The 14,536-nt window shown below is 41.9% G+C and carries 7 protein-coding genes and 1 pseudogene; 5 read left to right on the forward strand and 3 right to left on the reverse strand.

All coding sequences use genetic code 11. The annotated features are described in order from the left end of the window. Positions 1-112: 112 nt before the first annotated feature. Positions 113-684, reverse strand: a pseudogene (locus tag FEK29_RS07030) (PhnA domain-containing protein). 143 nt (positions 685-827) lie between these two features. Here FEK29_RS07030 and FEK29_RS07035 point away from each other — a divergent pair. The 5 genes from FEK29_RS07035 (at position 828) to tamL (ending at position 12,559) form a co-directional block, all read left to right on the forward strand. Next, complete coding sequence (locus FEK29_RS07035) at positions 828-1,193, forward strand: BlaI/MecI/CopY family transcriptional regulator (RefSeq protein WP_138257724.1); 366 nt, start codon at positions 828-830, stop codon at positions 1,191-1,193. Position 1,194: 1 nt separating this feature from the next. Further along, positions 1,195-3,450 carry a M56 family metallopeptidase gene (locus FEK29_RS07040; RefSeq protein WP_138257725.1) on the forward strand — a complete coding sequence of 752 codons (2,256 nt, stop codon included), beginning with the start codon at positions 1,195-1,197 and terminating at the stop codon, positions 3,448-3,450. A 323-nt stretch (positions 3,451-3,773) separates the two neighbouring features. Next, positions 3,774-4,874 (forward strand): DUF4407 domain-containing protein, encoded by a 1,101-nt coding sequence (locus FEK29_RS07045; protein ID WP_138257726.1) that lies wholly within the window; start codon positions 3,774-3,776, stop codon positions 4,872-4,874. Positions 4,875-5,257: 383 nt separating this feature from the next. Then, positions 5,258-10,234: a translocation/assembly module TamB domain-containing protein gene (locus tag FEK29_RS07050; RefSeq protein ID WP_138257727.1), complete on the forward strand. Its 4,977-nt coding sequence runs from the start codon at positions 5,258-5,260 to the stop codon at positions 10,232-10,234. 42 nt (positions 10,235-10,276) lie between these two features. Then, positions 10,277-12,559 carry a translocation and assembly module lipoprotein TamL gene (tamL, locus tag FEK29_RS07055; RefSeq protein ID WP_138257728.1) on the forward strand — a complete coding sequence of 761 codons (2,283 nt, stop codon included), beginning with the start codon at positions 10,277-10,279 and terminating at the stop codon, positions 12,557-12,559. A 44-nt stretch (positions 12,560-12,603) separates the two neighbouring features. Here the strand turns inward: tamL and galE are convergent, their stop codons facing one another. Both galE and rfbD read right to left on the reverse strand, forming a co-directional pair. Continuing rightward, positions 12,604-13,638, reverse strand: coding sequence for a UDP-glucose 4-epimerase GalE (galE, locus tag FEK29_RS07060; protein WP_138257729.1), 1,035 nt, complete (start codon positions 13,636-13,638; stop codon positions 12,604-12,606). A 17-nt stretch (positions 13,639-13,655) separates the two neighbouring features. After that, a complete protein-coding gene (rfbD, locus tag FEK29_RS07065) occupies positions 13,656-14,534 on the reverse strand; it encodes a dTDP-4-dehydrorhamnose reductase (RefSeq protein ID WP_138257730.1) in 879 nt (292 codons plus the stop codon). Positions 14,535-14,536 lie beyond the last annotated feature (2 nt).

Genomic DNA, 14,536 nt, shown 5'->3' on the forward strand with positions numbered 1-14,536 from the left:
TGTTAGCTGTTAGCTGTTAGCTGTTAGCTGTTAGCTGTTAGCTGTTAGCTGTTAGCTGTTAGCTGTTAGCTGTTAGCAAAAAAACACTTTTAACTATTAACTTTTAACTTAATCAGACCTTTTTCACATACTTCGTAATGATGACGATTTGCTGACCGTCTAGTTCTCCTTCTATATACTCCGCATTCTCATGGCCCAGGGAAATTCTGCAAAAGGCCGTACCTGTTTGGCGACCAGACTGGAGCCTTTCACTTTCAAATCCTTGATCAACATTCCGGAATCCCGGTTCTCCAAAATGGCTCAGCTGGCATCGCTAAGGACGATTTTATCGGCTTCCGAAACGCCCTCTACCATTGCCTTGACCCATTCCAAGGTCTTCGATTCCAGGTATTGCATATCCAACAAATCCTGCGGCGATCCTTTAGGTTTTAATTGGGACAGCATGCGCCAAACCACTACTTTGACTGCATCGTGCTCGCTCCACATGCTATCGTTGAGACAACGCCAATGGCTGGTATCGGTCGTATCTGGATATTCAATTTGGCCAATACAGGTAGTGCAGGCCAATACGCTGCCATCAAATCCGCCCGTAAAGACCGATGGTACTTCATATTTTAATAAGGTATCGGCACTACCGCATAAATCGCATACCTTGCCACTTTGATCTTGTAAAATTTCCAACAACCCTCATTTTCAAAATATTTATCGGCGAACATACTATATTCAATAGGTTAAAATAAAGGAAGGGACAAAACCAATTTTCTACATTTGTAGAATCAAATATTTTATTCTATGTTTGTAGAACAAACTCTAAACCTGTAGAAAAAATGCAGTTGTCTAAATCCGAAGAAGAGCTCATGAACATCGTATGGAAACTCAAAAAGGCCTTTATGAAAGACCTTCTAGAGGCGTATCCGGAACCAAAACCGGCTACCACCACGGTTGCGACTCTTTTAAAGCGCATGGCGGACAAGGGTTTTGTGGCCTACAATAGCTATGGAAGGAGCAGGGAATATTATCCATTGGTAAAAAAGAAGGATTATTTTTCCAAGCACGTAAACGGGCTGATCAAGAACTTCTTCAACGACAGCGCCAGTCAGTTTGCCTCCTTTTTTGCGCAAGAGACAAATCTCAGCAGAACGGAACTGGAAGAATTGAAAAAATTGATAGACGACGAAATAAAAAAGAAGTGATATGCTTTTGTTCCTAGCAAAATTCACCGCCTGTTTGGCCATTTTCCTCCTCTTTTACAAGCTTTTGTTGGAAAAGGAAAGCATGCACCATTTTAAAAGGGCCTACCTACTGGGCGCCTTAGTGGCTTCTTTACTGATACCTGCCATCGTTTTAACCGAATACGTTGCGATTCCCACAAATACCGACCTCCTTGGAGCAACCACTCAAGAGGGCAATCCCGTCCTCACCGAAGCCGTATCAAAAATCCATACGGAAAAAATGAACTGGGAAACCCTCCTCTGGAGTATATACTTGTTTGGCGTAGCCCTATTCGGGATTCGGTTTCTGCTCCATTTAGGACATCTTTGGTGGCGTATTCGTAAAAACCCAAAATTAAGAACACGATTTACAACAAGGGTCTTATTGATTCCACAACTACCTCCCCACACCTTTTTTAGCTATATCTTCTTGAACAAGACCGCTTACGAAACGGACCAAATTCCACAAGAAGTATTGTTACATGAGGAAACCCATGCCAAGGAGTGGCATAGTTTGGACATTGTTTTAGTGGAACTGGCCCAAATACTCCTTTGGTTCAACCCCCTTATTTACCTGTTAAAATCCGCCATAAAGCTGAATCATGAATTCTTGGCGGATAGTGCTGTTGTAAAGACCGATACCACTATTTCCAAATACCAACATCTTCTACTTTCCTTTTTAACAAAGGCAAGTGAAAACCATCATTTATCCATCAAAATAGCGAACGCTATAGTTTATTCATCAACCCGTGCCGAGCGTAGTCGAAGCATCAAAAAACGTTTTACAGTCATGAAAACAAACACATCAAAAAAATCAATTGTATTGAAAAGCACCTTATTAATTCCTTTGGTAGCCCTTTTACTTTTCGGATTTAGTCAGAGAAAAATTGAAACGAAAGAAACAGATGGTATCATAAAGGACATCAATATTGAAATCACCGAAGACGGTCAATTCTTTATCAATAACCATTACACGGCCATATCCGACTTAGCAGAAAGGGCAAAAGAGGTCAATGAAGGCCTGGAACCCTATTTTTTAAAAAATTACGTACATGCAACTATCTTGTACCATGAAAGTCAGTATCAACTAATTCCAGTCGTACAGGGCCAATTGGAACGTCTAGGCATCAGCAATATTACCCATGTAAGCGATAGAACGCGTGGTATCTTGAACCAGAAACGCTTCTCACCCAGTATTTATGATGGCAAGACACTCATGGAAGCCCGCCAAATACGAAGAGAAAAAGTCCTTTCGGAAATGAACGGGGTGGACAATGAGGACCTTCCTATGGAAATAATATGGCTCGAAGTTAAGAGCGAGCATCAATTTTTATATGAAGATGAAAAGCTTTCCTTAACCGAAGTTTTTGAAAAAATAAAGTCAACATACAATCCCAAAAACAGTTCGACCAATTATGAGGTACAACTATATTCGGAGGGAATTTTGAAGTCCGATTTTTTAAACGAGGTCAATAGTAAACTACGGGAGATTGGAATCAAGAGAATTACGGCTTTTTCGGATCAATTTATCATGCCCGAAAAGGATTTTAAGAATCAGGTGGAAATAACGCCAGAAACTATATTTGTTGAGTCCAACAAAATCGGTTTTTCAAATAAAAATTCTCAAAAAACTAAAAAACTTCAAACAAGCGCCACCCGCGAGGAAATGAAGGAATACAACGCATTGGCCAAAAAGTACAATGAAATGGACCGTAACCGTATGGTCGTTAAAAACAAGGAAATAAAACGCCTAAAGGAACTGTATGGAAAAATGTCCAAAAAACAACAGGCGGATGCGGAACCTTTTCCCAATTTTCCACCACCGCCTCCGGCTCCCACAGCTCCCGAACCTCCCAAAAATGTCTCGGATACGGAGTATGCTTCCAACCAAATAGAACACATTATAGATACGCAAGACCCTTATGATGCAACAAACATCTCATTAAACTCTATAAGGCCTAATATTCCTGAATCACCTGTGCCTATTACTACAAAATTAAACATCCAAAAAACACATTTACTCCCTCCACCTCCCCCAGAACCTATCTCCCCCGTTGAAAGCATTGAGAAATTGGCCAAAGAGGGAGCCGACTTTATGCTCAACGGCACACCCATTTCCGCCGAAAAAGCTGTGGAGGTCGTAAAAAACAATGACAAGATAAACATCGACCTCAGGGAGTCCAGTGGAGAAAAGCCCTTAGTGAAGTTATCAGTAAATCCCATTCACCTTAAAAACTAATTCCTCAAATTCAGTGAATAATATGTTTGCACGTGTCCCCTCAAGTGGAGTCGTGAGGTTCATAAAACAGGCATATTAAATAGGTCTCGACTGCGCTCGACCCGACATTATTTTTTAAAATACAAGTCCAACATAACATTCAATATTTTTTATATTGAACACAAGTTAAATACTGTTAAAAGCCCCTTCCAAGGGGCTTTTTATGTAACAAACTTTGGTAAACTACGTTCTAACAGGTAAGGCTTTTACCAAAGCTCCACCAGAGCTGGGACACTGTGCGTAGTGTTAGTGAAGTCGGATAATCAATCAAAAAACAAATCATCATGTTACAAAACTTTTTTATCCTGTGTTCCGGAGCGGATTCCGAAATCTTAAAAACCTGCTCCAAGGGGGAGCAAAACAAGTATGCCGGTATTGGCGCAACCGTTTTCTTTACGGCCGTTATGGCCTTTATTGCCAGTAGCTACGCTTTATATACGGTATTTGACAGTGTCTATGCAGCCGCATTTTTCGGGTTTATTTGGGGACTTTTGATTTTTAATCTTGACCGCTTTATCGTTTCCACCATAAAAAAACGAAATAGTTTTTCAAAAGAGTTACTTCAAGCTACACCAAGGATCCTATTGGCCATTATCATCGCCGTGGTCATTTCCAAACCTCTGGAAATGAAAATTTTCGAAAAGGAAATCAATCAGGTGCTTTTGGAACAAAAAAACGAACTGACCTTGGCCAACAAGGAACAGCTTGCTTTACAGTATACGCCCAAGATAGAGCAATTAAACCTGGATATCGCCAATCTCAAATCGGAAATCGCGGTAAAGGAAGCTGAGACAAATGCCCTCTACGATGTCTATATCAATGAAGCCGAAGGGACCGCGGGCACCGGACTTTTGGGAAAAGGGCCCGTATATAAGGAAAAACGCGAGAAACACGATGCCTCCTTGGCCGAGCTACAACAATTGAAAACTACCAACGCCGAAAAGATTGTCGGTTTGGAAAAACAAATAACCGAACTTAATACGGAATATGCCAAAATAGTACAGAACACCCAACCCATTATAGATGGTTTTGACGGACTCATGGCCCGTATTAACGCTTTAGGTGAACTACCTTGGTTTCCCTCCTTTTTCATCTTTCTTTTGTTTCTTGCCATTGAAACCTCTCCCATCATTGCCAAGTTACTGGCTCCCAAAGGTGAGTATGATGTAAAATTGGAAGAACAGGAAAGCATCCTCTCCTCTTGGGTGGCCCAAAAGGTGGCACAGCGTCAACTCATTGTTTCTACCGATGGGGAACTCAACCAAAAAATCTACGAAGATTTAAAAGGAGAAGAGGAACTCTACAGGTACAAAAAACAAAAAGCCGAAGAACTTTTACGCCTCCAGGCCGATAAATTCCACGAGGTTCAAGTTAAAAACCTCTAAAAACCATTTTACGTTTAGGTTTCCCTAAACGTACGATACTCTTTCTAAATATCCTTCAAAGGACAAACCAAAATTCCGGAATACTTCGGGACAGAATATTGAATTTCAAAACTTAAAACCAAGGTCAAAGAGTTGGGAATTCCTCTATCCAGGTACAAGTAAAAGAGACACTCTTTATTTCATAACAGCATAACCCTCTGATAATACCCATATATTTTTGTACAAGATGGGTACTTTAAAAGAAGAAAAGCAAAGAAAAAGGAAGGTATATAATCTTGTTATTCTAATTTCGCTTATGCTAGTAATCATTACCGCGATTTTGGTGAATACCTTATAAATCGGTCAAGGGCCAATCGCCTATTTATCTCCTTTTTTTTCGACCTATGGAAAACAAAATATGGAACCGAAAACGAATACTTAATACGGTAGGAAAAGTGATTCTTGCCCTATTAGCCTTATTTATTCTTTTGGTTTTGGTTATTAGAACACCATGGGCACAAAACTATATCGTTACGCAACTAACGGATTATGTTTCTAGTAAGACAGATACAAAAGTAGCAATAGAACGAATATTCATCACGTTCGCAGGAGATGTAAAAACCAAGGGTATTTATTTGGAGGATATCCAAGGGGATACTATACTCTTTGCAAAGGAACTTCAATTGGATCTACCCATCTATCCACTGCTTTTCAAGAACCGACTTTCCATTGACAATGTGGAAGCAGACGGTTTAATTGCGAACATCCATAGAGGCTCCGAGAGGGACCGATTCAATTTTTCCTTTTTAATCGATGCTTTTTCAACGCCGACCGATTCCACACAGTCCTCAGAACCCGTGGAAATTCGCTTGGGTGATTTTTCCCTTTCCAACTGGAAAGTTGGCTACGAGGACGACTATTTGGGGACCTGCGTACATCTAGCCTTGGGAACCCTAGAAGCCGATATGGAGGAATTCGACTTGGAAGCGATGATTTTTAGTGTTGGCGATTTTGAACTTGGTGATACCCAAATTACCTATAACCAAGCTCATGCCTTTCCGGAAACCGACAAACCTAATACAGGTCCATTACCCAAAATAAACGTTGACCAACTGCTACTTAACAGCGTAACGTATGAATATTCTTCCTCTCCCGATAGTATTGCAACCTCTGGAAAACTAAACCATTTTAACATCACGGAAGCGAATGTGAACCTTTCCGAATTTATATTCACTGTGGAGGACTTCATTCTTGAAGATTCATCCATGTCCCTCACCCTTAATCAGTCCGTGGATACCACCCAGACACAGAACACTCCCTTCAATTGGCCCGAAATGGAACTTTCTGCCAAAAACATTGACCTAAGGAATAATGATGTTCGTTTTTACAGACCGGACGCTTTTACAAGCGAAACCACTTTCAACCCGAACAATCTCAACTTTCAACAGGTAACGTTCCAAGCGCGGGATTTCAACTATAAACCTAAAATTTTAGAACTAATCGTGGATGAAACAGCTTTTAAGGAAGCCAGTGGCATGGTCCTTAAAGAATTGGCTTTCAATGCGCAGGTATCGGACATTGGGGCCGCTCTAAAAGATTTTACTGTTTCCTTTAATCAGAGTAAAGCTCGTGCAAATTTTGAAATGGCATATGAAAACATAGAGCAGGCGATGGTCAACACGTCCAACTCCAACCTAAACGCCAGTATTACGGATGTATCCATTGCTACCAAGGACGTTCAAAAATTCCTACCTCAACTGCAACACAACCAATATCTGGATTCCCTGTCGCAGCACAATATAACAGGAAACATAGAAGTATCTGGGAATCTGCAAAAGATTGACCGATTACAGTCGGAAATTCATTGGGGTCCCAATACACATTTTTATGTGCAGGGGGAGGCTAGCGCTATCACGGATGAAAAATATTTTAGCTATGATTTGAACGATATTAACATAAAGACGATAGATTCTGATGTTGCCAAGTTAATATCAGATAATGAATTGGGAATTGAAATTCCGAAATCCATAGCACTTACAGGGAATGCGAAAGGCACATTAAAATCCTTAGAAACACATTTACAACTTTCAATCCCTGAAGGATCCGTTCATTTGGATGGTAATGCACGTTTTGATACGACTCAAAGTTTTGATGGCACCCTAAAAACCGATAGTCTCCATCTGGGTAAAATCTTGAAAAATCCGCACTTGGAATCGCTATCACTACACTTAAACGCAAGCGGTTCTGGAACGAGCCTTTCCACCCTAAATACTAAAATTGATGGGCAGATCCCTATGGTGGAATATCGTGACTATGCGTATAAAGATATTCTTATCAATGGGGAAATTAGTAATGGAAAAGGTAGTGCGACCCTTGAAATGCAGGACCGTAATCTTAATTTCAAATCCATCGCAACCATTGATTTAAAAACAGCCAACAATTCCGTAAACTTCAAGGCAAATTTAGTAGGGGCGGACTTAAGGGCATTGGGCCTTACCAGAAGGGATATTAAACTAGCCGCCAATATGGAGGGTTCCTTTACAGGGCTTTCGAATAATTTCACCTTTGAAACCACCATCGACAATGGAATTGCGGTAACGGACAACCAACAATATCAAATTACGCCGCTCAACATCAATGCCCATGTAGAAGATTCCATTACGGATGTGAAAATAAGGAGCGGATTTATCAACGGAGGATTATTTTCAAACGCCTCCCCAACCAGAATCACTACCGCATTAAAAAAACAATTTGAAACCTACTTCAGTTTAGATTCCGTAACGACCATGGAATTGGACAGTGTAAAAGCCACCTTGGACTTGGCCCTTGCACCTACACCCATAATTTCAAAGGTGTTTTTTGATGGTATACAAGAACTGGATTCGCTGACCATTGATGCCAAGTTCGATTCGTTCACTAAGGAAATATCAGGTCAGGTAATCGTTCCCAGGGTCTCCTATGGAGGGAGCACGATAGATAGCCTCAGGGTGGATTTGGAGGGCGACTCCCAGGATTTTAAATTCATGGCCGGGGTCTCTGAGCTTAATTACCAACCGGTTCTTTTAAAAAAGACGTATTTGGAGGGCGCTCTTAAAAACAAGGAACTGGTTTTGGATTTTACTTCGGTGAACGATACGACTAAAGTAATGCACGTTGCATCAGAACTTGTGTTCCAACGTGATACGGTACGAATTCATGTGTCTCCAAAAAATCTCGTATTGAACAAAAAACCATGGGACATTCCAGAGGACAATGCCATACGCTTAGCGAACTCGTATTCCCAATTTAAAAATGTAATACTCTCCAGAAACAATCAAAAATTGGAGGTGTCAACACAGATTCCTGAAGTGTCATCGGACCATATCGGCATCCAATTTGAAAACTTCCAGCTACAGACCTTTTTAAGCCTTTTCAATCCAGAAGAACCCTTGGCCAAGGGCATCGTGAAAGGCAACTTTGTCATTTTAAATCCGTATGGGGCTTCCGGTTTGGTGTCGGAACTCAATATAGACCAATTCCAATTGCTACAAAATCCGTTAGGGACCCTCAGCTTAAATGCCTCCTCAAAATCGTTATCCGATTATAATATCGACCTGCATTTAAAAGATGGTGGTGCCAATGTACGCCTTACGGGGGATTATGCGACAACACAGAACGGCACCGACTTAAACTTGGAGCTGGACATACAAAAATTGGAGACTGCCATTGTACAAGGTTTTTTTGCCGATGAACTCTCGAATCCTTCAGGAAATATCTCTGGAAGTTTATTGGTCAAAGGTTCACTAACCGAGCCAGAGTATTCAGGTAAAATCAAATTCAACGATGTGGGTTTTACCCTATCTGCTTTTAAAACCGATTTAAAAATAAATGAACAACAATTGGATTTGAACGAAAAAGAAATCACACTCAACGCCTTTCGCTTAAATGACTCCAAACTAGGCGAAATACTATTGAGTGGAGCGATTACTACGGACAATCCCTTAAAACCAGGTTTTGAACTTACCGTAAATGCCAAAAACTTTACAGTCTTAAATTCGGAAAAAGGAGATAACGAATTGGTATATGGGTCCGCCGTAATCGATACTAACCTAGAAATTACAGGAGATTTGGAACTACCAGTTATCGATGGCTCCCTGAGCATAGGTAATTCTACGGACCTTACCTATTTGGTACCTCAAACACAATACGAAATTCAAGAAAGGGAAGGGGTAGTCCTATTTGTAAACCGGGAAAACCCTGATGCCATTCTCACCAGAACTTCAGGAGAAACAGCGAATTCCGTATTTGCCGGAATGGATATCAATACCACCTTGGAGATTTCAGACGATGCGGTTTTTACGATTGTGTTGGATGAAAAGACCCAAGATAAATTACAAGCATCCGGCAATGCAAGTTTAAGCCTAAACATTGACCCCAATCAAGATATTCGACTATCGGGAAGGCTGGAACTCAATTCCGGTTTTTACAGGACCAGTTTGTACAATTTGGTCAGCAGGGAGTTTACGATCAGTGAGGGGAGCAGTGTCACCTGGTTTGGGGACCCATACAATGCAAAATTGGATGTTACAGCCATCTATGAGCTGGAAACGTCGGCTGCACCGCTAATGTCATCCATTAGTTTTGGTCAGGATACGGGAATTTCGGGGCAATATCAAAGATCATCCACTTTTTTAGTATATCTGAATGTGGGTGGGGAAATTACCGCTCCTGAGCTCTCCTTTGCCCTTGACATGCCCGAAAATGCACAGGGTTCCTATGGGGGAGCGGTCTACGGGCGTATACAACAATTGAACGAGCAGGAATCCGAATTGAACAAACAGGTATTCTCCCTCCTGGCCCTGAATCGATTCTATCCTACCTCCGGTAGTGATGGAAGTAATGGGGGCGCCATTGCCTTGGCAAGAAACAATGTCAATAAGGTATTGTCCAGCGAACTGAATACCATTTCGAACAAAATATTGGGAAACAGTGGTTTTGAACTCGATTTTGACCTGGACAGTTTTCAGGATTATCAAGGAGACGGCTACCGGAACAGAACCCAACTCAATGTCAATGCTAGCAAAAAATTATTCGATGACCGATTGATCGTTACGGCCGGAAGCGCCTTGGATGTGGAAGGCAGTGCCGCCAATTCAGACACTTCCACTCCGGTGATCGGCAATGTAATGCTTGAATATCTTTTATCCGAAAAGGGAACCTATCGCTTAAAAGGGTTTAGAAGACAAGAATATCAAAATATCATTGATGGACAATTGATCGTGACCGGACTCGCATTCATCTTCGATAGGGAGTTTAATAAATTTAGTCAGCTTTTTAGTCCCGTAAAGATAAAAACGGAGAAAGATTTAGAGAATATTGATAACCCAAACCAGGAGAAATAAACTTTGAAAACCTTTCACCTAAAATACAAGCTCTTTCCTATAATGGTATTATTCCTTTACGCCTGCAGCGTAGAGAAATTCATTCCTGAAGGAGAGCAACTTTATACCGGTGCTACCTTAAAAGTAGATACCCATGGAGAGATTGGGAACCTTAAGAATATCGAGCGGGAACTGACCACATTAATAACACCCAACCCCAATACCCGGTTTTTGGGGATGAAACCGGCACTTTATTTTCATTATAAGGCGCAACGGGAACGTCCAGGCTTTATATATAAATTCCTAAATAACTCTTTTGGAGAAGAACCCGTATATTTCTCTGAAATAAATCCCGAACAAGTAGAGGAGCTCTTATTGAACCGTTTGGACAATTCCGGTTTCTTTTACAGCAAATCAAGCTCAAAAGCTAATATAGGGGATAAAAAAACTTCGGTCAATTATACTGTTTCCATTCAAGAACCCTATACGCTCGGGAACTATCAATTGGATACGGATTCGCTTCCTATTTACGGGGAGTTGGAAAACCTTATTATAGAAACCCCTTTAAAAAAGGACGACAGATTTGACCTTGACCTCTTAAAAGCGGAACGGGAACGGCTTGACAATGGCCTGAAGCAGAAAGGATATTACAACAGCCAAGCCAATCTTTTGATTTTTGAGGCGGATACCAACCAATATAATAAGAGAAAATTCGATCTGTTTCTAAGACTTAAAAAAGCCGTTCCCAGAAAAGCCGCCATACCGTATACCATAGATTCCATAACTGTCTATCCAAATTATTCCCTGGAGGGGGATACAATTCCTAAATCCCGACAAGAATCTACCACCATCAACGGTACAGATTTTATACAGAACGAATACTTTTTTAGACCAGACCTATTGGAGACCTACTTACTCTTTAAGGAAGGCGATCTTTACAATGCAAGCACTTCCAAAGTGACGAGCGACCGACTCTCCTCCCTAGGGAGTTACAAGTATGTCAATATTCAATATACGGAGTTGGATACTACCATGACCGACGGTGACGGGGGTTCCTTGGCCGCTGATATATTTCTTGCCCCGTTGACCAAAAGATCTCTAAGGGCAGAAGTACAGGCCGTCACAAAATCCAACGGATTTACGGGACCGGGCATACAATTGATTTATAGCAACAGAAATTTGTTCCACGGCGGGGAAACCTTGAGCCTATCCACGAACTTCTCTTATGAATCACAACTTTCATCAGGTAACAATTCAAGCCTAAGTAGCATTGCCTGGGGATTGAAAGGCGACCTAATCTTTCCTAGATCTATTCCCTTTTCCCCAAAAAATTTCAGGTATTCCGTTCCTAAAACGAAAATCTCTACAGGAATCGATTTTTTGAGGCGAAGCCGATTATTCACCTTAAGCTCCATTAATGGATCCTTTGGTTATACCTGGAAAGAGAACAGGTATGTATATCATCAATTAAATCCTATTAGCCTAAATTATGCAAGGCTTTCGAACGTCACGGACGATTTTCAACAAATATTGGATGACAACCCCTTTTTGCGACGGAGTTTTGAACAACGTTTCATAGCAGGTTTGCTGTATGGATTCACCTATGACGAGGTGTCCGATTTGGAAAAGGACAACCCCATTTTCTTTTCAACCAACTTGGATATAGCCGGTAATCTATTCAGCTTGATCGATGGAGGTTCTGGGACAATCATCGGTTCTGAGTATGCGCAATATGCCAAATTGGATGCCGATTTTAGGTTTTATATACGTTGGGGGAACGATCAAACCTTGGTCTCACGCGTGTATGCAGGCTGGGGAGTGCCGTATGGCAATAGCGAAACCCTACCCTTTGTGAAACAGTTTTTTTCAGGTGGCCCCTATAGCGTAAGGGCCTTTGACATCCGTTCCCTGGGCCCGGGAAATTTTAATGCCCAACAAGAAGATGCCACTACCGATTATTTCGACCGGTCCGGAAACCTAATGCTAGAAGCAAATTTGGAGTATCGGTTCCCAATAGTATCCTATCTAAAAGGCGCTTTCTTTGTAGATGCGGGAAACGTTTGGTTGACGGGTAATTATGAAAATCTTGAGGCGGACCAAGAACGAAGCAACGCATCTAATTCTTTGTTCATAGACGGAAAATTCGAGTCGGATTGGATACGTGAAGTGGCGGCCGGATTTGGATTTGGCGCACGGGTCGATATTCAAAATTTTGTAATTCGGCTAGATTTGGCATCCCCGTTTCGAGTACCATACCGCCCAGAAAATGACCGATGGAACATCCCTTTCTTTGGGGACAAAGCGAATAAAATGACCTTGAATTTCGCTATTGGATATCCATTCTAATGAGATGGAATAGCCAAAGATCGAATTTAATGCCGAATCTATTTTTATTGGCCAACGGCTTCGGGGCGTCTGATCTTCCGTTCCCAATCCCAGGCCGATTTCATGGCGTCATCCAATGTTGATTGTGCTTTCCAGCCCAGGACACTGTTCGCTTTGGTCGTATCGGCATACGCCGTAATTACATCCCCGGGGCGTCTGTCCACCATTTTGTAGTTCAGTTTTTCACCGGAAACCCTTTCAAAACTTTCAATGACCTCCATCACGGTACTTCCAGTTCCGGTTCCCAAGTTGAACACATCAAAGTTGGACCCGTTCTCGTCCTTTAAAAGTCTTTGCAGGGCCACCACATGCGCCTTGGCGACATCAACCACATGAATATAATCCCTGATGCAAGTACCATCCGAAGTTGGATAATCACTTCCAAACACCGATAGTTCCTTTCTAAGTCCTACACCTGTCTGGGTAATAAATGGCACTAAATTTTGCGGCACGCCCAAGGGTAGTTCGCCAATATGGGCAGATGGGTGTGCCCCCATCGGATTAAAATAGCGTAAGGCAATGGCCAGTAGATTGGGGGTTACCTTACAAGTGTCCCGTATGATTTCCTCCCCAATTTGCTTGGTGTTGCCATAGGGCGATTCCGCTGCCTGCACCGGCGCGGATTCCGTAATAGGCATTTTTTCCGCTTGTCCGTAAACCGTACAGGAACTGCTAAAAATGAACCGGGCCTTTTTCATGGCACTTAGTTCCTGTAACAGATATACTAAGGTATTCAGATTGTTTTCGTAATAGTCCAAAGGTTTCGCGACGCTCTCCCCTACAGCCTTGTAGGCCGCAAAATGGATGACGCCGTCCAAATCCTTGTTATTGGCAAAAAAGGTTGAAACGGCCTTTTTGTCCCGAAGGTCCAAACGTACAAAATCAGGTTTTTTATCCGTAATGGCCACAATGCCCTCCAAGACATCCTCTGAAGAATTACTAAGGTCGTCAATGATCACAACATCAAAGCCTTCATTTTGAAGTTCAACAACAGTGTGGGACCCTATAAAACCGAGTCCGCCGGTTACCAATACTCGCATACCATTTATTTTTTAGGTTAGACCGATTCCTTACTAAGAATTTCGGAAACGGCCCGTAAACTTTCCCGCCAATGGGGAATGTCCATTTTTAATACTTTTTTTATTTTTTCCTTGTCCAGCACACTAAAGGCGGGACGTTCCGCAGGAGTTGGATATTCTTTGGAACGGATGGGCCTTAAATCCACCTCAATTTGGTTGATTTCAAAGATGGCCGATGCAAAGTCGTACCAACTGGCCACACCTTCGTTACTGAAGTGATAGATTCCATACGTGTCTATTTCCTCCGAAATAATTTTTAAAATGATTCCTGCCAAGTCATGCGCCGAAGTAGGCGTGCCCACCTGGTCGAACACGACGGACAATTCCTCCCTTTCCTTCCCATATTTTAACATGGATTTGAAGAAGTTATGACCGTAGGCGGAATACAACCAAGAGGTACGTATAATGAAATATCGCTCCATATTCCGTACCACCTCCTGTTCGCCCTTGAACTTAGAATGGCCGTAAATGCCCAATGGACTGGGTCTATCGGTTTCAACATACGGGGAACTTTTGCTGCCATTGAATACAAAATCGGTAGAAATATGTATCAATACAATATTCCCGGCATGGCAGGCTTTCGCCAAATTTTTGGCACCCTGTTGGTTTATGAGTAGGGCCTTTTCTGAATCGGCTTCGGCTTTATCCACTTGGGTATAGGCCGCACAGTTAACGCAATAATCAAAATCGCCCTGTTTCATATAATCGGTAACAGATCGGTCATCAGTGATGTCCAAATCCTTGGAACTTGCAAATACAAATTCAATCGTTTCTGCAACGGATGAAACCGATTTCCCTAAGGTTGTTCCCAACTGACCCGAACCTCCGGTCACCAATACTCTTTTTTTACGCTGCATGT

This window comes from Maribacter aurantiacus, assembly GCF_005780245.1.
In the GTDB taxonomy this organism is placed as follows: Bacteria; Bacteroidota; Bacteroidia; order Flavobacteriales; family Flavobacteriaceae; genus Maribacter; species Maribacter flavus.